General features: G+C 68.4%; 25 protein-coding genes and 1 tRNA gene. 17 read left to right on the forward strand and 9 right to left on the reverse strand.

Going from position 1 to position 21,408, the window contains the following annotated elements; translation table 11 throughout:
• Positions 1–3 precede the first annotated feature (3 nt).
• Genes IFT54_RS02420 through IFT54_RS02435 form a run of 4 tightly spaced genes read right to left on the reverse strand, consistent with a single transcriptional unit; the run spans position 4 to position 2,188 of the window.
• Positions 4–468 carry a DUF3429 domain-containing protein gene (locus tag IFT54_RS02420; protein ID WP_192069459.1) on the reverse strand — a complete coding sequence of 155 codons (465 nt, stop codon included), beginning with the start codon at positions 466–468 and terminating at the stop codon, positions 4–6.
• Complete coding sequence (locus IFT54_RS02425) at positions 468–1,187, reverse strand: anti-sigma factor (protein WP_320481827.1); 720 nt, start codon at positions 1,185–1,187, stop codon at positions 468–470. The genes IFT54_RS02420 and IFT54_RS02425 overlap by 1 nt, the downstream gene beginning before the upstream one ends.
• Positions 1,180–1,749 carry a sigma-70 family RNA polymerase sigma factor gene (locus tag IFT54_RS02430; RefSeq protein WP_031441039.1) on the reverse strand — a complete coding sequence of 190 codons (570 nt, stop codon included), beginning with the start codon at positions 1,747–1,749 and terminating at the stop codon, positions 1,180–1,182. Before IFT54_RS02430 ends, IFT54_RS02425 begins: the two co-directional genes overlap by 8 nt.
• Before the next feature lie 10 nt (positions 1,750–1,759).
• The gene (locus tag IFT54_RS02435; RefSeq protein ID WP_192069460.1) at positions 1,760–2,188 is read right to left on the reverse strand and encodes a hypothetical protein; all 429 of its coding nucleotides are present in this window, start codon (positions 2,186–2,188) and stop codon (positions 1,760–1,762) included.
• Positions 2,189–2,348: 160 nt separating this feature from the next.
• Between IFT54_RS02435 and rpiB the strand changes: the two genes are divergently transcribed.
• The 5 genes from rpiB to IFT54_RS02460 all read left to right on the forward strand — a co-directional run bounded on the left by rpiB (position 2,349) and on the right by IFT54_RS02460 (position 6,068).
• Positions 2,349–2,807, forward strand: coding sequence for a ribose 5-phosphate isomerase B (rpiB, locus tag IFT54_RS02440; protein ID WP_037529906.1), 459 nt, complete (start codon positions 2,349–2,351; stop codon positions 2,805–2,807).
• Entirely contained in the window at positions 2,804–4,114 is a 1,311-nt protein-coding gene (locus IFT54_RS02445) for a serine hydroxymethyltransferase (protein ID WP_192069461.1), read from the forward strand. The genes rpiB and IFT54_RS02445 overlap by 4 nt, the downstream gene beginning before the upstream one ends.
• Positions 4,115–4,119: 5 nt before the next feature.
• The gene (locus IFT54_RS02450) at positions 4,120–4,299 is read left to right on the forward strand and encodes a hypothetical protein (protein WP_031394946.1); all 180 of its coding nucleotides are present in this window, start codon (positions 4,120–4,122) and stop codon (positions 4,297–4,299) included.
• Complete coding sequence (nrdR, locus tag IFT54_RS02455) at positions 4,300–4,764, forward strand: transcriptional regulator NrdR (protein WP_031394945.1); 465 nt, start codon at positions 4,300–4,302, stop codon at positions 4,762–4,764. It abuts the gene before it with no gap.
• 149 nt (positions 4,765–4,913) lie between these two features.
• Positions 4,914–6,068, forward strand: coding sequence for a TrmH family RNA methyltransferase (locus IFT54_RS02460; protein ID WP_192069462.1), 1,155 nt, complete (start codon positions 4,914–4,916; stop codon positions 6,066–6,068).
• A gap of 262 nt (positions 6,069–6,330) precedes the next feature.
• On the opposite strand, the gene IFT54_RS02465 is transcribed toward IFT54_RS02460, so the two are convergent.
• Entirely contained in the window at positions 6,331–6,630 is a 300-nt protein-coding gene (locus IFT54_RS02465; RefSeq protein ID WP_031394943.1) for a chorismate mutase, read from the reverse strand.
• A gap of 192 nt (positions 6,631–6,822) precedes the next feature.
• On the opposite strand from IFT54_RS02465, the gene rpsD reads away from it, so the two are divergent.
• A complete protein-coding gene (rpsD, locus tag IFT54_RS02470; protein ID WP_031394942.1) occupies positions 6,823–7,437 on the forward strand; it encodes a 30S ribosomal protein S4 in 615 nt (204 codons plus the stop codon).
• A gap of 118 nt (positions 7,438–7,555) precedes the next feature.
• Here the strand turns inward: rpsD and IFT54_RS02475 are convergent, their stop codons facing one another.
• Positions 7,556–9,502, reverse strand: coding sequence for an alpha/beta hydrolase family protein (locus IFT54_RS02475; RefSeq protein ID WP_342354747.1), 1,947 nt, complete (start codon positions 9,500–9,502; stop codon positions 7,556–7,558).
• A gap of 234 nt (positions 9,503–9,736) precedes the next feature.
• On the opposite strand from IFT54_RS02475, the gene IFT54_RS02480 reads away from it, so the two are divergent.
• From IFT54_RS02480 to aguB, 4 genes are read left to right on the forward strand one after another with little or no spacing between them, the layout of a single operon-like run.
• Positions 9,737–11,368, forward strand: coding sequence for a M28 family peptidase (locus IFT54_RS02480; protein ID WP_192069464.1), 1,632 nt, complete (start codon positions 9,737–9,739; stop codon positions 11,366–11,368).
• Positions 11,369–12,337 carry an agmatine deiminase family protein gene (locus tag IFT54_RS02485; protein ID WP_192069465.1) on the forward strand — a complete coding sequence of 323 codons (969 nt, stop codon included), beginning with the start codon at positions 11,369–11,371 and terminating at the stop codon, positions 12,335–12,337.
• Entirely contained in the window at positions 12,337–12,687 is a 351-nt protein-coding gene (locus tag IFT54_RS02490; RefSeq protein ID WP_192069466.1) for a DUF3147 family protein, read from the forward strand. The genes IFT54_RS02485 and IFT54_RS02490 overlap by 1 nt, the downstream gene beginning before the upstream one ends.
• A gap of 8 nt (positions 12,688–12,695) precedes the next feature.
• On the forward strand, positions 12,696–13,556 hold the full coding sequence (aguB, locus tag IFT54_RS02495; protein WP_031395228.1) for an N-carbamoylputrescine amidase: 861 nt from the start codon (positions 12,696–12,698) through the stop codon (positions 13,554–13,556).
• 6 nt (positions 13,557–13,562) lie between these two features.
• Here aguB and IFT54_RS02500 read toward each other — a convergent pair whose 3' ends face one another.
• Positions 13,563–14,234: a uracil-DNA glycosylase gene (locus tag IFT54_RS02500; protein WP_192069467.1), complete on the reverse strand. Its 672-nt coding sequence runs from the start codon at positions 14,232–14,234 to the stop codon at positions 13,563–13,565.
• 22 nt (positions 14,235–14,256) lie between these two features.
• On the opposite strand from IFT54_RS02500, the gene folK reads away from it, so the two are divergent.
• From folK to IFT54_RS02525, 5 genes are all read left to right on the forward strand, one after another.
• Complete coding sequence (folK, locus tag IFT54_RS02505) at positions 14,257–14,733, forward strand: 2-amino-4-hydroxy-6-hydroxymethyldihydropteridine diphosphokinase (RefSeq protein ID WP_192069468.1); 477 nt, start codon at positions 14,257–14,259, stop codon at positions 14,731–14,733.
• A 19-nt stretch (positions 14,734–14,752) separates the two neighbouring features.
• Positions 14,753–14,828: transfer RNA gene (locus IFT54_RS02510), tRNA-Lys, on the forward strand.
• A gap of 87 nt (positions 14,829–14,915) precedes the next feature.
• Entirely contained in the window at positions 14,916–15,335 is a 420-nt protein-coding gene (locus IFT54_RS02515) for an HIRAN domain-containing protein (protein WP_056406850.1), read from the forward strand.
• 175 nt (positions 15,336–15,510) lie between these two features.
• The gene (locus IFT54_RS02520) at positions 15,511–15,780 is read left to right on the forward strand and encodes a DUF1488 family protein (RefSeq protein WP_031395725.1); all 270 of its coding nucleotides are present in this window, start codon (positions 15,511–15,513) and stop codon (positions 15,778–15,780) included.
• A gap of 6 nt (positions 15,781–15,786) precedes the next feature.
• Positions 15,787–16,539: a phosphatase PAP2 family protein gene (locus tag IFT54_RS02525; protein WP_192069469.1), complete on the forward strand. Its 753-nt coding sequence runs from the start codon at positions 15,787–15,789 to the stop codon at positions 16,537–16,539.
• Between the two features lie 12 nt (positions 16,540–16,551).
• On the opposite strand, the gene galE is transcribed toward IFT54_RS02525, so the two are convergent.
• Positions 16,552–17,532, reverse strand: a complete 981-nt coding sequence (gene galE / locus IFT54_RS02530) for a UDP-glucose 4-epimerase GalE (protein WP_192069691.1) — start codon at positions 17,530–17,532, stop codon at positions 16,552–16,554.
• 92 nt (positions 17,533–17,624) lie between these two features.
• Between galE and msrA the strand changes: the two genes are divergently transcribed.
• Positions 17,625–18,167 (forward strand): peptide-methionine (S)-S-oxide reductase MsrA, encoded by a 543-nt coding sequence (gene msrA / locus IFT54_RS02535; protein WP_031395728.1) that lies wholly within the window; start codon positions 17,625–17,627, stop codon positions 18,165–18,167.
• Between the two features lie 89 nt (positions 18,168–18,256).
• Here msrA and IFT54_RS02540 read toward each other — a convergent pair whose 3' ends face one another.
• Positions 18,257–19,261, reverse strand: coding sequence for an L-threonylcarbamoyladenylate synthase (locus tag IFT54_RS02540; protein ID WP_192069470.1), 1,005 nt, complete (start codon positions 19,259–19,261; stop codon positions 18,257–18,259).
• A gap of 46 nt (positions 19,262–19,307) precedes the next feature.
• Between IFT54_RS02540 and IFT54_RS02545 the strand changes: the two genes are divergently transcribed.
• Positions 19,308–21,020 (forward strand): acyl-CoA dehydrogenase, encoded by a 1,713-nt coding sequence (locus IFT54_RS02545; protein WP_192069471.1) that lies wholly within the window; start codon positions 19,308–19,310, stop codon positions 21,018–21,020.
• The last annotated feature ends 388 nt before the right edge of the window (positions 21,021–21,408 follow it).

A 21,408-nucleotide genomic window follows, 5' to 3' on the forward strand; every position in this document is an offset into this window, starting at 1 on the left:
GGCCTATAGTGCCGCCGCCGCGAGGGTCAGGATACCGAGCCCCAGCGACAGCGGCACGCGCAGCGCCATCCACCCCGGCGGCGCGATCCCCGCGCGAACCAGCGCCCGGTCAACGAGCAGCGCGCCGATCAGGCTGATCCCGAGCACCACCAGCGACGGCCCCGGCCAGCGCAGCCCGACCATCCACGGCCAGGCGGTCACCAGCGCGATCAGCGACGGCGCGACGCTCGCGAACCACAGCCAGCGCGGCGCGCCCTCGGTGCGCGCGGCCAGTCCCCACCAGAGCCCGCCGAGAAAGCTGAGGATCAGCGCGGCATAGGCATAGGCGACCGCCAGCGCGGAAAACCGGCTCGCAGGGTCGTTGCCGAGCAGCAGCGCGACCGCGCCGATTTGCGGCAACAGTCCCGACAGCCCGAGCAGCCGCGCGATCGGCGGAATGCCACCGGAGGGCGCGGGCGCGGGTGTCATCAGACGCGCGCGACCACGCCGGTCGCGACGACCGGACCGGTCGGCAGCCCGGTCGGCGAGCCGCCCAGCGGTTCGATCGAGATCGCCAGCGTCGCGCCCGGCGCGATCCGGCCGCGATCCGCGCCCCGCGGTGCCAGCACCGTCGGCCGCGCGGCAAGCAACCCGAGCGAATGCGGCACGCCGTCGCCGCCGATCACCCAGAGCTGCGCGACACGCGCATCGGGCACGCCGGGGCCAGCCGCGACGCGCAGCGCCCCGGTCGCGGGGTCGTACACCGCGGCAACGGGCGACTTGGCATCGCCCAGCATCGCGACGAGCACGCTGCTCGGCCGCGCCGCCGGGATCGGCTGCGACACCGGCGGCGCCGACCGCGGTTCGACCGCGATGAACAGCAGCAGACACGCGGCGACCGCGCTGCTCGCCGCCGCCAGCCACGGCCAGGGCGACCGCGCCCCGCTGCGGAGCGTGGTCACGCCGTCGGCCGTGCGACCCGATTGGCGGGTGAGGGCGTCGAGACTCGTCTCGACCCGCGCCGCGAGCTGCGGTGGCGCGTCATGCTCGGGCCACAGGTCGAACAGCGCCGCGAACTGCGTGCGCCACCATTCCACATCGGCGGCGAAACCGGGTTCGGCGAGCAGGCGGCGCACCGCCGCCGCCCGCTCGTCGCCCTCGAGCAGGCCGAGGGCGAATTCGCCCGCAAGCGGATCACGATCAGCCACCGAGGCAATCCTTCAATCGGGCCAGCCCGCGCCGCACCCAGCTCTTCATCGTCCCGAGCGGCACCGCGCGACGCAGCGCGAGCTCGGCATAGGTCACGCCATCGAAGAACGCGGTCCGGATCACGTCGCGCTGCTGCTGCTCCAGACCCTCGAGACAGGCGTGCAACCGCCGCGTCGCCTCGTCGTCGAGCAGCAAGGCCTCGGCGCTCGGCTGCGGGTCGGCAATGTCCGGTGCATCGTCGATCGGCGAGGCGCGGCGGACGCCCTGTGCGCGCTGCCAGTCGATCGCACGATTGCGCGCGATCGTCGCCAGCCAGGTGATCGGGCTCGCACGACCGGGTTCCCAGCCGCCGGCGCGCTTCCAGATCGTGAGATAGACGTCGTGCAGCACATCCTCCGCGGCTTGAGCATTGCCACAGATACGCAGGGTGATCCCGAAAAGCTTCGCCTGGGTCAGCGCATAGAGCTCACGAAAGGCGTCACGGTCTTCCTCGCCGGTCCGGATCAGGACACTCGAGAGATGGGCGCGGGCGGCATCCGCCTGGGGCTTGGACAGGGTCACGCGACCGACACTAGCGCGTTGATCCGCGGCGACAATAGCCTTCGCCCGTCTTGACCGTCAGGCAGTCGGTCTTGCCGGCCAGATATTTCAGACCCGTCGCGTCGCCGTTCGTCGGCCGCAGGATCTCGCGCACGCCGTCGCGCGTGAAGACGATCGTGTCGCCGACCGCGCGCGCGTCGAACACTCCCTTGTGGTCGAGATCCCACTGCATCGCGAGCCGGAACTGCCCCGGTTCGCCCGCCGGCGTCACGTCGAGGACCATGCCCTCGACGCCGATCCACCGCCCCGACAGGTCGCGCGTCGGTTCTGCGACGACCTTTTCGGGGCGCGTCGTCTCGGTCGCGCCCGCCGACGTCATGCTCGCGTCACCGCGCGTCTCGGGCGCCGGTCCGGAACAGGCGGCGAGGACGAGGGCGGCGGTTAGGGCGAGAGCTTTCATGGGGATCTCTTTGCAGGCGGCAGGGCGGTCATTGCAATCCTTCCCCTGGCGGCGAAGGATCGTCAGGCTCCATGCGCCGCCCTCACGAACAGGTGTGGCAAATCCCGGCTCGGCTCGGTAAAGGGCTGGGCACCCGATCCCGATCACAGGAATACGCCAGGTGCGCATCGCCATCGCGTCCGACCACGCCGCCGTTTCGTTGAAAGCGGTGCTGACCGCGTGGCTGCGCGAGGCCGGGCACGACGTGCTCGATCTCGGGCCCGAGGGCACCGCGAGCGTCGATTATCCAGACTACGGCTATGCGCTGGCCGCCGCGATCGAGGACGGTCGCGCCGAGCGCGGCATCGCGCTGTGCGGCTCGGGCATCGGCATCTCGATCGCCGCCAACCGCAATCCCGCCTGCCGCTGCGCGCTCGTCTCCGAGCCGCTGTCGGCGAGCCTCGCGCGGATCCACAACGACGCCAATGCCATCGCGATGGGCGCCCGCCTGATCGGCGAAGAAATGGCAAAGGCGTGCGTCGAAGCCTTCCTGTCCGCCGATTTCGCCGGCGGCCGTCATCAACACCGTGTCGACAAGCTCTCCGCCGTCGACCGGACTTCCGCAAAGGTCCCCGCATGAGCACCCAGCCCAACACGCTCCATGACGTCCAGCCGGACGGCTTCTTCACCCGCGGCCTTGCCGATGCCGATGCCGCCGTCTTCGCCGGCGTCGCGGCCGAGCTCGAGCGCGAGCAGACGCAGATCGAGCTGATCGCGAGCGAGAACATCGTCTCCAAGGCGGTGCTCGAGGCGCAGGGCTCGGTCTTCACCAACAAGTACGCCGAGGGCTATCCGGGCAAGCGCTACTACCAGGGCTGCGCGCCGTCGGACACGGTCGAGACGCTCGCGATCGAGCGCGCCAAGCAGATCTTCGGCTGCGGCTTTGTCAACGTCCAGCCGCATTCGGGCGCGCAGGCGAACGGCGCGGTGATGCTCGCTTTGGTCAAGCCCGGCGACACGATCCTCGGCATGAGCCTCGACGCGGGCGGCCATCTGACGCACGGCGCCAAGCCCGCCCAGTCGGGCAAGTGGTTCAACGCGATCCAGTACGGCGTCGACGCGACAACGCACCTGATCGACTATGACCAGGTCGAGGCGCTGGCGGTCGAGCATCAGCCGAAGCTGATCATCGCGGGCGGCTCCGCCTATCCGCGCGTCATCGACTTCGCCCGCTTCCGCGCCATCGCGGACAAGGTCGGCGCCTATTTCATGGTCGACATGGCGCATTTCGCTGGGATCGTCGCGGCGGGGCTTCACCCGACGCCGTTCGGCCATGCGCATGTCGTGACCACGACCACGCACAAGACTCTGCGTGGTCCGCGCGGCGGCATGATCATGACGAATGACGAGGGCGTAGCGAAGAAGATCAGCTCGGCGGTGTTCCCGGGGCTCCAGGGCGGGCCGCTGATGCACGTGATCGCGGCGAAGGCGGTCGCGTTCGGCGAGGCGCTCCAGCCCGACTTCAAGAGCTATATCGCCGCGGTCGTCGAGAATGCGAAGGTGCTCGCGGCGACGCTGAAGGAGCGCGGCTCGGACGTCGTCTCGGGCGGCACCGACACGCATCTCGCGCTGATCGACCTCACCCCGCTCGGCATCACCGGTCGCGATGCGGACGAGGCGCTCGAGCGCGCAGGGATCACCTGCAACAAGAACGGCATCCCCAACGATCCGCTCCCGCCGATGAAGACCAGCGGCATCCGCGTCGGCACCCCTGCCGGCACGACGCGCGGCTTCGGCCCCGCCGAATTCCGCGAGATCGGCAACATGGTCGCCGACGTGCTGGACGGGCTCGCGAAAAAGGGCGAGCATGGGGACCCGCAGGTCGAGGCGGACGTTCGGGCACGTGTTCGCACGCTGTGCGCGCGCTTCCCCATCTATCAAGGATAACGAGCATGTCGAAGATCGATGACATCCAGAACGACATCAAGGCGACCCCGGGTCTCGGCAAGAGCATGGCCAAGTGGAGCGCACTCGGCGCGGTCGTCGCGATCCCGGTGCCGGTGATCGGCCCGATCTTCGGCGCACTCGCGGGCGCGGGCTATGCCTATTACAAGGGCAAGAAGAAGGTCTGAATGCGCTGCCCCTTTTGCGGACATGAAGACAGCCAGGTCAAGGACAGCCGCCCCACCGAAGACGGGGCGGCGATCCGGCGTCGGCGCCAGTGCGAAGGCTGCGCCGCGCGTTTCACGACGTTCGAGCGCATCCAGCTGCGCGAACTGTTCGTGCTGAAAAGCGAGGGACGCAGGGAGCCGTTCGACCGCGAGAAACTGCTCCGCTCGCTCTCGATCGCCACGCGCAAACGCGCGATCGAGCCGGGACGGATCGACAAGCTCGTCAGCGGCATCCAGCGGCGGCTCGAGACGCTCGGCGAGAACGACGTCACGTCGAAGCGGATCGGCGAGATGGTGATGGACGGGCTCAAGGGGCTCGATTCGGTCGCGTATATCCGGTTCGCTAGCGTGTACCGCGACTTCAGCGAGGCGAAGGACTTCGAGGCGTTTGCCGGGAGTGTCGAGGAGGTCGGGCGGGCGGAGTGATCTGACCGTCGGTCGTTTCCCTGGCGGGGGCCCTTCGACTTCGCTCAGGGCGAACGGAAAGCTGGTGAGGTACGCCACCCCCACTCCGTTCGTCCTGAGCGAAGTCGAAGGACTTGTTTGACCACCACGCCACCGCGTAAGCCCCGGCCATGACATTCTGGGCCTATATGGTGCGCTGCGCCGACGACAGTTATTACACCGGACATACGGACGATCTCGAACGCCGGATCGGCCAGCACAACCTCGGCGAGGTGGCCGGCTACACACAGACGCGCCGCCCGGTCGAGCTGATGTGGAGCCAGGACTTCCCGTCCCGGCAGGAAGCGCTCGCGGCCGAGTTCCAGGTCAAGGGCTGGTCGCGGCGCAAGAAAGAGGCGCTCTCGCGTGGCGATTGGGCGGATCTGCACGATGCGGCGATCCCCCCGCGGGAGCGTGCCCTTCGACTTCGCTCAGGGCGAACGGAGGGGGGTGAGGACGCCTCACCACCAGTCACCGTTGATGCAACCCCCGCTCCCTCCGCTCCCCCCGCTTCTCCCGTTCGTGCTGAGCAAAGTCGAAGCACCGTGGCGGACCCAACCCCACCCCCCGTCATAATCCTAGTCCGCCCCCAACTCGGCGAAAACATCGGCAAGGCCGCGCGCGCGATGCTCAACTTCGGGCTCGTCGAGATGCGCCTCGTCTCCCCGCGCGACGGCTGGCCCAACCCATCGGCCGGCCCCGCCGCCAGCGGTGCCGACATCGTCCTGCAGAACGCCAAGGTCTATGACAGCGTCGCCGCCGCCACCGCCGACTGCGCACAGGTCTTCGCGACAACGGTCCGCAAGCGCGGCGTCACCAAGCCTGTCGTGACCCCCGAACAGGCCGCGACCGAGATCCACGCCGCGCCCGGCCGCTCCGCCATCCTGTTCGGACCCGAGCGCTCAGGGCTCGAAACCGACGACGTCGCGGTCGCGCGGACGATCATCACCGTGCCGATCAACCCCGAATTCGGCTCGCTCAACCTCGCCCAGGCGGTGATTCTGGTCGCCTATGAATGGTCGAAGGGGCTGACTGCCGAGCGCGAGCTCAGCCAGCCCTCGATCAACCCGATCATGCCACCCGCACCGCAGGAAGAGCTCGACGGGATGATCGGCCAGCTCGACACGATGCTGATGGGGGCGGGCTTCTTCTATCCGCCCGACAAGATCCAGACGACGCGCCGTACGCTGCGCACGCTGCTGACCAAGCCTGGCTGGTCGAGCCAGGAAATCCGCACGATGCGCGGCGTGCTCTCGTCGCTGGCGGGGAAGAAGCCCAGGGCCTGACGGGGGCGAGAGGTGCGTTCGGGCCCGTTCTCCTAACCCCCGTTCGCCCTGAGCGAAGTCGAAGGGCGCGCCCCGAGCGAAGGTGCTTCGACTTCGCTCAGCACGAACGGGATGGGGGGGGAGGGGGCGGTTGCATTGCCCTCGGCCCCGTCGCGTCCCCCTACCCCCGTTCGCCCTGAGCGAAGTCGAAGGGCATGCCCCAAGCGAAGGTGCTTCGACTTCGCTCAGCACGAACGGGGCAGGGGGGCGTACGCGGGAAGCCTCAACGCCGGTCGAACGCCGCCAGCTCATACGCGATCGACGCCTCGACCAGCCCCTCCCACAGATCCGCGATCGCCGCGTCCGGCAACCCCAGCCGCGCGGCCTCGGCCCGCGCATTCTCGATCACCTGAGTCTTGCGCGCCTCGTCGCGCACATGCCCCCGCTCCGGCTTGATGCGCGCGGCGGCGTCCATATAGGCAAAGCGTCTGGCCAGCAGCGCGACGAGCTCGCGGTCGAGCGCGTCGACGCCCGCGCGGACCTCGGTCATGGTGGTGCAGTCGGGGCCGGATAGGATGGTCATGCCGCCTCTTGCCGAGCGGCCCGCACGCTGTCCAGCTTGACTCTGGCAGGCGCGGCGTCTAGGCGCCCGCCTTCGCAATGGCCCTGCACCCCGGTGAAGCGGTGGCCCTGCCTTGTCCGGACCCTTGGGTCTCACGACGACCAGCAGAGCGATACCGGGACCAACGTTGTTTGCATTTGCAAAGGTTATACTATGTCGAAGCGTCAAAGCGCAAAGTACAAACTCGATCGCCGTATGGGCGAGAACATCTGGGGTCGCCCCAAGTCGCCGGTCAACAAGCGTGAATACGGCCCCGGCCAGCACGGCCAGCGCCGCAAGGGCAAGGTCAGCGACTTCGGTATCCAGCTGCGCGCCAAGCAGAAGCTCAAGGGCTATTACGGCGACGTGACCGAGAAGCAGTTCCGCGCCTGCTATTTCGAAGCCGCACGCATGAAGGGCGATACCAGCCAGAACCTGATCGGCCTGCTCGAGCAGCGTCTCGACATGATCGTCTACCGCGCCAAGTTCGCGCCGACGATCTTCGCGGCCCGCCAGATCGTTTCGCACGGCCACATCCGCGTCAACGGCGTGAAGTGCAACGTCGCATCGCGTCGCTGCTTCGTCGGTGACGAGATCACGCTGGGCACCAAGGCGCAGGAGATGGCGCTGGTCATGGAAGCACAGACCCTCGCCGAGCGCGAGATCCCCGACTATGTCGCCACCGACGGCGCCGCCAAGGTCACCTTCACGCGCGTGCCCACGCTCGACGAAGTGCCCTACCCGGTGAAGATGGAACCGAACCTCGTCGTCGAGTTCTATTCGCGCTAAGTCGAGCAACGCGAGACCGGCCGGCGTCGCGCAGGCGACGTCCGACGACGTGGCCCCGCCACGGCGCGGTTCGAAAAAGGAAAAGGGCGGTCCTCCGGGGCCGCCCTTTTTCGTTGCGCTACATCCCCATCGCGTTGCGGAGAAATGCATCCGCCTTGGCAAGCATCAGGGTACGCGCACCATCGTCGTCCAGCTGGTGATCGAGACCGGGGAATTCGACGAGCTCGACCTTGCCGCCCGCCCCCTTCAGCCTCGATGCCATCAGCCGCGATTCGTCGATGCCGACATTTCGGTCGCGGTCGCCGTGGAACATCAGGACGGGCGCGGTGATCCGGTCGGCATGGCGCGCGGGCGATCCCGCCTGAACGTGCGGACCGTGACCAATAAAGGCGTCGACCACCGTATAACTGGTAAACCCGCGCGCTTCCTCGCGAAATGCATCGAGATCGGTCACCGGCGCGACCGCGACGATCGCCTTGAACAGCCCGGGTTCGGTGACCGCCGATTGCAGCGCGGCATAGCCGCCATAGGACCAGCCGACGATCGCCAGCGTGGCGGGCGCGGCAATTCCCTGTGTCACCAGCCAACGGCCGGCATCGTCGACATCGCCGATCGCGGTGCGCCACGACTGGAAGCCGTTTTTCTGGAACCAGGCCGAGCCATAGCCGGTCGAGCCGCGGAAATTGGGCTGAAGCACGGCAAAGCCGCGCGCGGCGAAGAATTGCGGGAGCCAGTCGAACCCCCATTCGTCGCGCGCACCCGGCCCGCCATGCGGCATCACGATCGCGGGCAACCCCTTGCCGCTGCTGCCGGCGGGCAGCGTCAGATAGCCCGGGATCATTGTCCCGTCGGCCGAGCGAAAGCTGATCGGCTTGACGCTGCCGAGCGGGATGCCGGCGAGCTGCGCGCGCGCCGGCATCACCTCGCCCATTTTCCGGGTCTTGCGGTCGAGCAGGTAATAGCGGCCGGGATCGACGTCGCTGCCCGCGAACAGCAGCAGCGTGTTCTCATCCGCACTGGCATCGATGAACGTCACGATCGGCTTCCCCGGCAGCGCCGCGTTGAGCGACGCCGCCAGCGCGCGCAGCGCAGGGTCGAAGAACGCCACCTCGCGCCGATCGGTCGCATAGGTGGCACCGACCACGCGGCTCTGCCGGCCAATGCGGATCAGGCCGTCGACATCGACATCGGGGTGGGCCAGCACGAGCTCGCGCTTGAGCGTGCCGTCCAGAGCGACTTTGAACAGCGCCTGGCGGCCATCCTTGTCGTCAAAGCCATAGGCGATGTTCAGCGCCGGATCGACGGCATAGGGATTGAACCCGGTACCGTTCTGATCGCCCTCCAGCCGGCTCAGCGGCAACCAGGCGCGATCGCCGGGCTTCCGGTACAGATAGTCGGTCCGCCCGGTTTCGTAGCCGGCGTTGCTCCGGCTGCGCAGCCCCATGATCCGCACCATGCCGCGACCGTCGCTGATATACTCGTCCGCCGTCCCGCGCGGCGCCTCGATCGTCCGCCGTGCGAGCGTGACGCTGTCGATCCGTTCGACTCCCAGGCCCTCGCCGCTGCTCGCAGTCTGCATCCCGGTCGTCATCTCGGGCACGAAGCTGCGCGTCATCAGCACAGCGCCGGCGACGCCGTCGGCGGTCCAGTCGATCACGCTGCCGCCGTCCTGCATCATGCCGAGCGAACGGTCGTTGGTGCGGGCGCTGAGCATCTTCATCGCGCTGCCGTCGCGATTGATCGCGACCGTCCGGCTGAAGCCGATCAGCCCGAAACTGCTCTTCGACGCGGTCCGGATCTGGCAGATCACGCGGATGTCGGTGGCCCATCGACAGGAGGTCAGCGTTTCGGGATCCCCCGCCGCGGACAGGATCGGCTGTGCCACTTCGCCCGTGGTCATGTTCGCGATCCGCAGCGCGGCACCGTGCCCGCGAACGGGTACGATCATCGCGACATGCGTCCCGTCGGGCGACAGGCTCATCTGCTGGACCGCCTCGCGCGCGCCGAACGCCGCCGCCATCGGCCCGGCCGGGTCCGCGGCGCCCGCCGTCGTTGAAATCCCCACGCACAGCGCCATGCCCGCGCGCACGCGCATCATCGATCGCAACCGCATTCTTATCCCCCGAACCAAGCCCCGCTACGTAACCTAGCAACGCCGCGCGCGATGACAAACGCGCACTTTCGTCCAATTTGCACCAGACCGGGGCGGGGACCGAGGCGACCACCGCGGGGGTGGCGCATGCCTTGCGCGGCGGGGGGCACGCTGCCAGAACGCGCGGCACTTACTCGGGAGATCCCTATGCGCGCTGCCCTTCTGCCCTTGCTCCTTCTCGGCACCGCCGCCTCGGCGCAGACCGCGCCCGCGATCTCGGTCGAAACGCTCAAGACCGTCACCCAGACGCTGTCATCGGACGCCTATGAAGGCCGCGCGCCGACCACGCCCGGCGAGGCGAAGACGGTCGCCTATCTCGTCGCGCAGATGAAGGCCGCGGGGCTGAAACCCGGCAACAAGGGCAGCTGGACGCAGGACGTGCCGATGGTCGAGATCACCGCCAAGGACGTCCGGCCGTTCGTCTTCACCGGCGGCACCGCACCCGTCAGCCTCGCCTATCGTACCGACATGGTCGCGGGCACCTACCGCGTCGCGCCGACCGCGACCGTGACCAACAGCGACGTCGTGTTCGTCGGCTACGGGATCACCGCGCCCGAAAAGGGCTGGGACGATTATGCGGGCGTCGACGTGAAGGGGAAGACCGTCGTCATCCTCATCAACGACGCCGACTGGCAGACGATGGGCCGCGAAGGCCCGTTCGAGGGCCGCGCGATGACCTGGTATGGTCGCTGGCCGTACAAGTTCGAGAATGCGGCCAAGCACGGCGCGGCTGCGGCGATCATCGTCCACGACACCGAACCCGCGGCCTATCCCTGGGCGGTGGTGCAGTCGTCCTGGACCGGGCCGCAGCTCGAACTCGACGAGAAGGGCGATCATCTCGACCAGTCGCAGGTGATCGGCTGGATGCAGAAGCCTGCCGCCGAGCGCGTGTTCGCGAGCGCGGGCAAGGACTATGCCGCGCTCGCCGCGGCGGCCAAGGTCAAGGGCTTCAAGGCGGTACCGCTCGGCCTCAAGCTGTCGACCGGCTTTGCCAACACGATCCGGCGCCAGGCGTCGAAGAACGTCATCGGCGTGCTGCCGGGGACGACCGCACCGGACGATTACGTGCTGTATTCGGGGCATTGGGATCATCTCGGCCGCTGCGATGCGGTGGGTGGCGACGACATCTGCAACGGCGCAGCGGACAATGCGACGGGCACCGCAGGGCTGATCGCGCTCGCACAGGCGCATGTGAAGGCCGGCCCGGCGAAGCGCTCGATCGCGTTCCTCGCGGTAACCGCGGAGGAATCGGGGCTGCTCGGCTCGCGCTATTATGCCGAACATCCCGTCTATCCGCTCGCGCGGACGGTCGGCGGCGTGAACATGGACGTGCTGAACGTCGACGGCCGCGTGAAGGACTTCGTGCTGACGGGGGCGGGCAAGTCGGAGATCGAGGATCTGGTCAAGCCGTTCGTCGCCGCGCAGGGCCGCGTGATCGGCGTCGAGGCGAACCCCGAACGCGGCGGCTATTACCGCTCGGATCATTTCAGCTTCGCCAAGCTCGGCGTGCCGATGCTCGACGGCGGCAGCGGCGAGGACCTCGTCGTCGGCGGCACTGCGGCGGGTCATGCCGCGCGCGAGGACTATGTCGCCAACCGCTATCACAAGCCCGCGGACGAATATGACGCCACATGGGACTGGTCGGGTGCGGTCGAGGATCTGACGATCTATTACGGGCTTGGCCGCAAGCTCGCCGACGACACCGCGCTGTGGCCGAACTGGTACAAGACCGCCGAATTCCGCAACATCCGCGACAAAGATCGCGCAGGAGCCAAGTAAGTGACGACACTCCCCCCGCCCGCCGAATGGGCGCATCACAAGGCCGTGTGGATCGGCTTTCCGAGCCATGCCGATCTGTGGCTCGACGATCTCGAACCCGCGCGTGACGAGGTCGTCGCCTTTGCGTCCGCAGTCCATGCCGACGGCCGCGGCGAGACGGTGATCCTGGTCGCCGCGGACGAGGGCTCGGCGCGGACCGCACGCCGGCTCGCGCCGTTCGCCGACGTCGTGGTCGAGCCGTTCGGCGACATCTGGCTGCGCGACACCGCGCCGATCATCGTCGGCGACGGCACCGCGCACCAGTTCGTCTTCAACGGCTGGGGCGGCAAATACGACCTGCCCGGTGACGACACGATCGGCCGCCGTCTGGCCGAGAGCCGCGGCAAGACGCTCGCGGCGTTCGACTGGGTGCTCGAAGGTGGCGCGGTCGATGGCGATGGCACCGGCGTAGTCGTCACGACCGAGCAGTGCCTGCTCAACCGCAACCGCAACCCCGACCTCGACAAGGCGGGGATCGAGGCGCGGCTGAAGTCCGATCTCGGCTTCAGCCAGGTCGTGTGGCTGGGCGACGGGCTCGTCAACGACCATACCGACGGCCATGTCGACAATCTCGCGCGCTTCGTCGGCGAGGGTCGCGTCGCGATCCCCGAGGCAGCCGAGAACGACCCCAACTGGCAGGTCTATCAGCTGGCGAAGCGCGATGCGGAGCGTGCCGGCCTGACGGTGGTCGGCATCCCGTCGCCCGGCCGCGTGCTGCGCGACGAGGAAATCGTCCCGGCCAGCTACATGAACTTCTACATCGGCAATGCCGCCGTCGTCGTGCCGCTCTACGGCGCGGAGAATGACGCGGCGGCCGTCGCGGCGATCCAGGCGATCTTCCCCGATCGTCAGGTCGTCGGGCAGCGTGCGGATCATATCCTGACCGGCGGCGGCAGCTTCCACTGCATCAGCCAGCAAATCCCCGGCTGATGCTCGCCTTCGCGGTCCGCGCGGTCCTGTCCGGGATCATCGTCGCGCTGATCGCGCTGGTTGCCCGGCGGAGTCCGGCGGCAGGGGCGCTGGTCGCGTCGCTGCCGCTGCTGTCGGTGCTCGGCATGATCTGGCTGTGGCACGACACCGGCGACCGTGTCCGGCTGGCCGCGCATGCCGAGGCGACCTTCTGGTACGTGCTGCCCTCGCTGCCGATGTTCCTGCTGATCCCGGTGCTGTTGCGGCACGGCGTCGGCTTCTGGGTTTCGCTTGCTGCCGGTTGCGTCCTGACGATCCTTCTCTATCTCGCGGTCGTCGCAATCGCGGCGCGCTTCGGCGTGACGCTATAGGAATTCGCATGACCGAGATCACCGTCGCCGCGCTCCAGCTCGGCTTCACTGCCGATATCGACAAGAACATCGCCAATGTCTCGCGGCTGGTCCGCGAAGCTGCGGCGCGTGGCGCGCAGGTGATCCTGCCGCCCGAATTGTTCGAGGGCGAATATTTCTGCCGCGTCGAGGACGAGGGCCTGTTCGCCAACGCCGCCCCCGTCGGCGAGCACAAGGCGGTGCTCGCGATGCAGGCGCTCGCCGAGGCGCTCAAGGTCACGATCCCGACCAGCTTCTTCGAGGCCGATGGCCCGCATCACTATAACAGCCTCGCGATGATCGGTCCCGACGGCGAGGTGCAGGGCGTCTATCGCAAGAGCCACATCCCCGACGGCCCGGGCTATGAGGAAAAATTCTATTTCCGCCCCGGCAATACCGGCTTCAAGGTCTGGCCGCATGCCGCCGCGCAGGGCCGCTCGACGCTCGGCGTCGGCGTCTGCTGGGACCAATGGTATCCCGAGACCGCGCGCGCGATGATGCTGATGGGCGCCGAAGTTCTGTTCTACCCGACCGCGATCGGCAGCGAGCCGCACGACACCAGCCTCGACACCGCGCGGCTGTGGCGGCGTGCGATGGTCGGGCATGCGGTCAGCAACGTCGTCCCGATCGTCGCCGCCAACCGCGTCGGCGTCGAGCATGGCCAGACCTTCTACGGCACCAGCTTCATCGCCGACGAGCGCGGCGATATCCTCGCCGAGCTCGGCCGCGACGATGAGGGCGTGATCACCGCGACGATCGACCTCGACATCGTCAAGCGCCACCGCGCCGCCTTCGGCTTCTTCCGCGACCGCCGCCCCGATCTTTACGGGCGGCTCGTCGCGGACGTCTGACGCAGTTTATGCTGCGGCGATGCTGCGCCGCAACTCCAGCGCCCGTGCGAAGACCGCTTCGAACATTTCGGGGGTCAGGACGCGGGTGTTCTGGTTGTAGCGCGAGCAGTGATAGCTATCGATCAGGATGCGGCCGTCGGGCATGACATGCTCGGCGAGATGCCCGAACTTCGCCTTTGGTAACCGCCCGCCGAGCAGCTTGACGCTGGTCTGGTGCGCGATCTGGCCGAGTGCGATGAAGATCCGCGCCTTGGGCAGCTCGGCAAGCTGCGATTCGACGAACGGGCGGCAGGTGCGGATTTCCTCCGGGGTCGGCTTGTTCTGCGGCGGCAGGCACTTGACCGCGTTGATGATGATCGCGCCGTTGAGTTTCAGCCCGTCATCGGGTTTCGCCGCGAACACGCCCTCCGCCAGCCCGAACTTGCCGAGCGTGTCATAGAGCAATTGCCCCGCGAAATCGCCGGTGAACGGGCGGCCGGTGCGGTTGGCGCCATGCTTGCCGGGCGCGAGGCCGATGATGCCGAGCCATGCGTCGGGATCGCCGAAGGCGGGGACGGGCGCGTTCCACCAGGTCGGGAATTCGGCGCGCAGTTCGTTGCGAAAGGCGACGAGACGCGGGCAATTGGGACAGTCGTGCGGCGGCTCGGTTTCGGGCAGCGGGGAGGGTGCGAAGTTCATCGCGGTGCGTTAGGCGGGTCGGATGGAGCGGACAACCTATGCGATCGCGCTCGGCTCGAATCGGCGCGGGATCCACGGCGCGCCCGCCGCGACGATCCGCGCCGCGCTGGCCGCGGTCGGCGATGTCGTCGCCGTGTCGCCGATCATCGCGAGCGCGCCGCTCGGGCCGTCGATCCGGCGCTATGCCAATGCGGTCGCGCTGATCGAGACGGACGACTCGCCGCCCGTGCTGCTCGCGCGGCTGAAGCGAATCGAGACCGCGTTCGGGCGGCGGCGCGGGCGCCGCTGGGGATCGCGGGTGATCGATCTCGACATCATCCTGTGGTCGGGGGGTGTTTGGAGGGGGCCGGGGCTGACCGTGCCGCACGCCGCCTACCGGGACCGCGGCTTCGTGCTGGCGCCGCTCGCGCGCATCGCGCCGCGCTGGCGCGACCCTCTGACCGGGCAAAGCGTCCGCCATCTCGCGCACAAGGTTGACCGACCGCGGCTGCGCCCCTAGTGGCTCGCAGCCGATGTACGGGTCCGTAGCTCAGTTGGTAGAGCAAGCGACTTTTAATCGAGAGGTCCCGGGTTCGAGCCCCGGCGGACCCACCATCGGCACCTCCTCCTCTCGCAAGCCCCCGATTCGCCCCCCCATTCGCACCGCTTGATCGGCCGCGCCGGCGCGCGCATCGTCGTGCGATGGACGAATTCACCACCTCGATCGTCGGCATCGACTTCCCCAATGCGGACAAGACCAGGAGCAACCGGCGGATGGAAATCCTGCTCTGTGCGCCGGGCGACCGCGTGACCTTGCGCCGCGAACCGAAGAATCCGCATGATTCGAATGCGGTCGGCGTGTGGAGCGAACGCGACATCCAGCTCGGCTATATCAGCGCCGAACGCGCGCCGATGATCGGCCGGCGGCTGCAGGCCGAGGAGACGAGCGCGCTGTTCCAGGCGATGCATCAGGGCAGCGCCTATATCCGCATCCGCTTCGGCGGGGGCGACCCTTCGCTGCCGCCGCCGATCGCCGATCCCGGCCCGCCGCCACCCCCGCCCGAACCCGACCGCGACGACGGCTTCTACCGCGACGAGGACGGGCCCGAATGGGGCGCCTGATCGCTGGGCGTGGTGAAACACCGCAGCGTGGACCTTTCCCGGATCGAAGGCCGGGCTCACGGGTTATCGCTGCCTGACCAACCCTGTATCGGCGAAGCGCAAAACGCGTTTTACCGGCTTGCCCTGCACGAGGGGCGAGGGCAGGGACGATCGCGTAACCCCGGGAGTTCAAGACATGGCCAGCAGCCTCGTAATCGACCAGAACAGCCTTACCGACAACGACCGCGAGCGGCAGGTCGAGTTCACCGCCGAGATTGACGGCGACGACCGTGATTTCGCGGTGAAATATGCCGTGCTGAAGGAACTCAGCGGCGACGAGCCCGAGGACGACGCGCTCGAGCTGTTCGAGCGTTTCAGCGACGAGATCGTCGACGTCTGCGCCGAAGCCGCGATGAAGAAGCCGTCCGCATCGCTCATCGTCATCGACGAGGGCGATCTGGAATAATTCCGCATGACGGCGTCGGCCGGCCGTGGCGACGGTGATCGCAGCGTGACGCCCGGCGTCGCCACCCCGGGCGAGGCGCATCGCCGTCGCCTGCCGGTGGTGCTTGCGGGCGCATCGGTCGGCGCGGTCGCGATCGCGCTCGTCCTGCTGATCGGTCTCGCGCTCGGCCACTGGCCGTTCGATTTCGACCGCGCGATCATCCTCAACCTGCGTGCCTGGGGCGGGCCGTCCTGGCTGCCCAAGGTCGCCGCCGACGTCACCGCGCTCGGCGGCGGCGTCGTGCTGACGATCATCGTGGTCCTGGCGGCGGGGCTGCTCGCGGTCCAGCGGCTCTGGCTCAGCGCGGCGGCGACGCTCGCCGCCAGTATCAGCGGCGGGATGGTCGTCGCGCTGGTCAAGACCGAGGTTGCGCGGCCGCGACCCGACATCGTCGACCATCTGGTCCAGGTGTCCAACATGAGTTTCCCGAGCGGGCATTCGGCGAACAGCGCGATCGTCTATCTCACGCTTGCCGGACTCGCGTCGCAGGTCACCGTGTCGAATGCGGCGCGGCGCTACATCCTCGTCATGGCGATCCTGATGGTCGGGGCGATCGGATGCAGCCGCGTCTATCTCGGCGTCCACTGGCCGAGCGACGTGCTCGCCGGCTGGAGCTTCGGAACGCTGTGGGCGCTCGGCTGGTGGCTCGCAACGGCGCGCGCCCGGGCGGCGATCGGCGGCGAGCGCCACGCCTTTGGCCGCCCGCCCGCCGACGCCTGATCGGGCCCGTTCCTAGCGCTGGCGCTCGGCGAGCGTGCGTTCCCAGGCCAGCGCATCGCGGACGATCCCGTCGAGATCGGCATGGCGCGGCTGCCAGTCGAGCGTCGCGAGGATCGCGCTGTTGTCCGAGATCAGCATCGCCGGATCGCCCGCGCGACGCCCCTCGAGACGGCGGTCGATCGTCATGTTGGTGACCTTGTCGACCGCATCGAGCACCTCGAGCACCGAGAAGCCGGTGCCATAACCTGCGTTGAGCGTGTGGCTCTTCGCCGGCTCGGCGACCAGCAGGTCGAGTGCGGCGACATGCGCGGCGGCGAGGTCGCTGACATGGATATAGTCGCGCACGCCGGTGCCGTCGGGGGTGGCGAAATCGGTGCCATAGACGCCGACATGGCTGCGCTTGCCCGTCGCCGCCTCGACCGCGATCTTGATCAGGTGAGTCGCGCCGACCGTCGACTGGCCGCTGCGCCCCTGCGGATCCGCGCCCGCGACGTTGAAATAGCGTAGCGCGGCATAGTTGATCGGGTGCGCCGCCGCGACGTCGCGCAGCATCGCCTCGGTCATCAGCTTCGACATGCCGTAGGGATTGATCGGCACCGTCGGATCACCCTCCGCGACCGGCACCTTCTCGGGCGTGCCATAGGTCGCCGCGGTCGACGAGAAGATGAAGTGCGGCACGCCTTCCGCCACCGCGCTCTCGATCAGCGACCGGCTGGCGGCGGTGTTGTTGCGGTAATATTTGAGCGGGTCGCTGACCGATTCGGGCACCACGACCGAGCCGGCGAAATGCATGATCGCGCGGACCTTGTGATCGCGGATCGCCGCGCGGACCTTCGCATCGTCGGCGACGTTCGCCTCGACCAGGGTTGCGCGCGGATCGACCGCCCAGTCGAAGCCGGTGACCAGATTGTCGACCACGACCACCTCATGCCCCGCGTCGAGCAGCGCCAGGACCGCATGGCTGCCGATATAGCCGGCGCCGCCCGTTACCATCACCCTGCCATCAAGCCTTGCACCGTCGATCACATGCGTCTCCTCTTTGTTGCGGGGTAGCGGCTTCCTATCTTGGCGGAAAGGAGATCGTGATGACGGATTATGTAACGCTGGCGGGCGGGTGCTTCTGGTGCACCGAGGCCGTGTTCAAGGACGTGATCGGCGTCGAGAGCGCCGAGAGCGGCTATATCGGCGGGCATGTGCCTGATCCGACCTACAAACAGGTGTGCGGCGGCGATACCGGCCATGCCGAGGCGATCCGGATCGGCTTCGATCCCGAACAGCTGAAGCTTGGCGACCTGCTCGACATCTTCTTCGCGACGCATGACGCGACGACGCTCAACCGGCAGGGCAACGACGTCGGCACGCAATATCGTTCGGCAATGTTCCCCGCCGACGACGCGCAGAAGGCCGAGATGCAGGCGGCGCTCGAGCGTGCACAGGCGGACAGCGCCAAGCCGATCGTCACGACGATCGAGCCGATGACCACCTGGTACGAGGCCGAAGGCTATCACCAGGACTATTGGGAAACCTCGGGGCGCTCCAACCCCTATTGCATGGCGGTGATCCCCCCCAAGCTGCAGAAGCTCCGCAAGAGTTTTGCCGCGCGGTCGAAGGCAGCGGTCAGCGCGTAACGGTGCCGTTCCCCCGCGGACGCGGGGGTCCAGCTAAATACCGGATGCCAACGCGACTCCTGGACCCCCGCCTGCGCGGGGGAACAGGATTAGCGATGTGCGGCACGGCGGAGGCGGTCGTTGATCGCCTCGCCGATGTCTTCGGACGGAATTGGCGCAACGGCGATCCTCGGATGGTCGTTCGCATCGGCAGCGTGGAGCAGGTCGAACAGCTTCGCGGCGGCTTCGACGAGGTCGCCTGACGTCGACAGCGAGACATCCCCCGCAACCGCCCCGAACCCGATCAGCCACTCTTCGGGCTCGGCATCGAGCGCGTTCAACCGAAGCAATTTGCTTGGCGCATAATGGCTTTCAAGCTGCCCGGGCGCCGTAACCGCACGCCCCCCCGGCGAAGGCCGGGGCCCAGTTGGGGGACGATCTTGAGGCCCGTCGCCCTCCGTTACAGCGACCTCTCCACCTGGGCCCCGGCCTTCGCCGGGGAGGTGGCTTAACAGCAACTCCGCCGTCACCGGCCCCGGCCGCAACACCGTCCGCCCCGCCACGATCGTCGACTCGAGCCCCGCCTCGGTCGCGCCATCGTCGAGGATCAGCGGCACGTTCCCCCCCAGACTCGCCGCGACATGCGCCGCCGTCGTCGGTGAGATCCCCCCGCTCGCATTGGCCGACGGTGCCGCGAGCGGCCGCCCCGATGCTGCGATCAGCGCCTGCATCGCGCGGTGCCGCGGCACCCGGATCGCGATCGTGTCGAGCCCGGCGGTCACCAGTGCCGCGATCCCCGAATCGCTGCGCACCGGCAGCACCAGCGTCAGCGGCCCCGGCCAGAACGCCGCGGCTAGCGCGCGCGCATCCGCATCGAACACCGCGATCCGTTCGGCCGCGGCGAGATCCGCGACATGCACGATCAGCGGGTTGAAGCTCGGCCGCCCCTTGGCCGCATAGATCCCCGCCACCGCCTGCGCGTCGGTCGCGTCCGCGGCGAGTCCGTAGACCGTCTCGGTCGGCACCGCGACGAGTCCGCCGGCGCGAATCATCGCTGCCGCCTGCGCGACCGCCGCGGTGCCGTAGGGTAAAATCAGGGGGTGTGGACGCGTCATTCTGAAGGCCTATAGCGGGCGCAAAGCATAGCGATAAGAGGATGCCATGGCCTTCACCCCAGCAACCACCGAACAGCGTTTCGTGCTCGATCACGTCGTGCGAATCGGCGAACTCGCCGCCACCGACCGGTTTTCCGCCGCCAGCGACGACGTCGTCGACGCGGTGCTCGAAGGCGTGGGACAGTTCGCCGCGGGCGAATGGGCGCCGCTCAACCGCGCAGGGGACACTGTCGGCGCGAAATGGACCCCCGACGGCGTCGTCATGCCCGACGGTTTCGCGCAGGCGTACAAGGACTATGTCGAGGGCGGCTGGGGCACGATCGGCGTCGAGGAGGAATGGGGCGGGCAGGGCCTGCCCTTTGCGATCCAGACCGCGGTGCTCGACACGCTGGGCAGCGCGAACATGGGCTTCGCGCTCTGCCCGACGCTGACCGTCGGCGCGATCGAGGCGCTCGCGCATCACGGCAGCCCGGAGCAGCAGGCGCTCTACCTTCCGCATCTCGCGACCGGCGAATGGACCGGCACGATGAACCTGACCGAGCCGCAGGCCGGCTCCGACGTCGGCGCGCTCCGCGCCACCGCGACGCCGCTGGGTGACGGCAAATGGTCGATCAAGGGCACCAAGATCTACATCTCGTTCGGCGATCACGACATGGCACCGAACATCGTCCACCTCGTCCTCGCGCGGACGCCGGGCGCCCCCGCGGGTACCAAGGGCATTTCGCTCTTCCTCGTGCCGAAATATCGTCTGAACGAAGACGGCACGCCCGGCGACTTCAACGACGTCCGCGTCGTCTCGATCGAGCACAAGATGGGGCTTCACGCCTCGCCGACCTGCGTGCTGAGCTTCGGCGATAATGACGACTGCGTCGGCGAGCTGATCGGCGCGGAACTTGGCGGCATCCGCGCGATGTTCACGATGATGAACAATGCGCGGCTCAATGTCGGGCTTCAGGGCGTCCAGGTCGCCGAGGGCGCGACTCAGGGCGCGGTCGCCTATGCGCTCGACCGCGTCCAGTCGGCGCGCGCGGGCTCGCCGAACAAGGAGTCGGTCAAGATCGTCGAGCATCCCGACGTCCGCCGCATGCTGCTGCGGATGAAGGCGCAGACCCAGGCGGCGCGCGCGCTCGTCTATTATGCCGCCGGGCAGGTCGACCGCGCCAACATGGGCGACGCCGCGGCGCGCAACCGCCTCGAACTCGTCACCCCGCTGGCCAAGGCGCACGGCACCGACATCGGCAACGAGGTCGCCTCGCTCGGCATCCAGGTGCATGGCGGCATGGGCTATGTCGAGGAAACCGGTGCCGCGCAGTATTTCCGCGATGCGCGCATCACGCCGATCTACGAAGGCACCAACGGCATCCAGGCCGCCGATCTGGTCGGCCGCAAGCTCGCGCTCGACAATGGCGGCGCGTTCGCCACGCTGATCGCCGACATCCGCGCGGAAGCCAGGGACGAGCGGCTGCTCGCGCTCGTCGACGCCTGCGACGCGATCGACCGCCGCCTCGCCACCGCGGACGCCGACGACAAGCTCGCCGCGAGCTACCCCTTCCTGACGATGCTGTCGGTCGCGACCTGCGGCTGGCTGATGGAACGCCAGGGTACGGTCGCCGGCACCGACGACTTCGGACGGATGAAGGCGGCGTCGGTGCGCTTCTACCTCGAGCAGGTCGTCCCCGAAGCCATGGGCCTCGTCGCCGCCGCCAGCGCCAGCGCCGCGGTGCTCTACGCGATCGAACCGGCGCTGTTCGCGGCGTAAGCCCCCCTCCCGTCATCCTGACGAAAGTCAGGATCCAGAGCCACGCATGCGGGCGTCCGTGGCTCTGGATCCTGGGTCGAGCCTAGGATGACGGAGGGGGCTGGTGCGCACACCCCCGTCCGCCCCACCCCCGTTCGCCCCGCTTCCATTCGCCCCGCTCCCACACCCACTCCGTTCGCCCTGAGCGCAGTCGAAGGGCTGCCCCAAGCCCAGGTGCTTCGACTTCGCTCAGCACGAACGGCGGGGGTGAGGGGCGGCGGCGGGGGTGTATCCCCGCGGCGGCGGGGGACGCATGCGCGCGGGGCCGGGGGACGTATGTTCACCCGTGCCCCAGAACCGCGGCTGCTCCTCAACTACCCCCACCCGCCCTTCAGCACTCGACGGCCGC

The sequence above is a fragment of the Sphingomonas sp. CFBP 13714 genome (assembly GCF_014842205.1).
Taxonomy (GTDB): Bacteria; Pseudomonadota; Alphaproteobacteria; order Sphingomonadales; family Sphingomonadaceae; genus Sphingomonas; species Sphingomonas aerolata.